The organism is Oleiphilus sp. HI0043 (genome assembly GCF_001634935.1).
This window is the reverse complement of record NZ_LWEY01000514.1, coordinates 1-836: the sequence shown is the minus strand read 5'-3', so window position 1 is coordinate 836 and position 836 is coordinate 1. Positions and strand designations below refer to the sequence as shown.

General features: G+C 44.5%; 1 protein-coding gene and 1 pseudogene. One reads left to right on the top strand and one right to left on the bottom strand.

What is annotated here, in order from left to right; translation table 11 throughout:
• A partial coding sequence (locus A3729_RS06390; protein ID WP_304439693.1) for a DNA gyrase subunit A occupies positions 1 to 251 on the bottom strand: 251 nt, incomplete at its 3' end.
• Positions 252 to 436: 185 nt separating this feature from the next.
• Here A3729_RS06390 and A3729_RS06385 point away from each other — a divergent pair.
• Positions 437 to 836 (top strand): annotated as a pseudogene (locus tag A3729_RS06385) (hypothetical protein); the annotation flags it as partial.

The following is an 836-nucleotide window of genomic DNA, read 5'->3' as shown; positions in this document are numbered from 1 at the left end:
TGAGGGTGAAACTTACCCAAGACATCACCCACCGTACGAGCAGACTTTTTGTACTTGGCTGTCGCCTTCAAGCCCAATTCGGACATAGCGTAAACGATTCTACGCTGGACAGGCTTCAAGCCGTCCCCAACATGTGGCAATGCACGATCAAGAATGACGTACATTGAGTAGTCTAAATAAGCTTTCTCGGTGTATTCACGAAGCGAAACCTGTTCAACTCCGTCTTCAAAAGACATAATTTCGTTGGTCATGGTTACCTTTTTTAATTAAGGACTCTATAAAAAGCGGCCAGTTTTATAATGAGCGAAAGTGTCCCACATTAAGTCTAAAAATTCGAGCGAAAGTATCAATCTCATGTTAAGATATTTCACTATATCAACCGCACTCTAATTCGAACTGCGGCATGACACAAACAATAACTGTAATTTAAGTATCTGTGCGTGACTCAACTGGCTTACAATCGGGCCTGATTGCACAGAAACCAAGCTCAGGTAACTCAATGACGTCTAGCGCCACAGTCAGCTCCAACTCTAACGATCAGGCGACACCTGAATCTACCGCTTCTACCACTCGCTCATCTGGCAACTGCCTAAAGCTTAAAGGCTCTTTACTGCCGATGACCGTTCTGGAATTGGCCTACTATGACGAAGCTCAAATTCAGCAAGAGCTTTCAGCAAAGACAACACAAGCCCCTGGCTTTTTCGAGAACCTCCCTGTCATCATTGACATCGAACAGCTTACTGAAGAAGACAGTGTTCCTTTTGACAAACTGATCAACCAATGTCGTGAGTTTTCGATTAAAGCAGTGGCAGTTAGGGGCGGTTTAGAGAAGCACC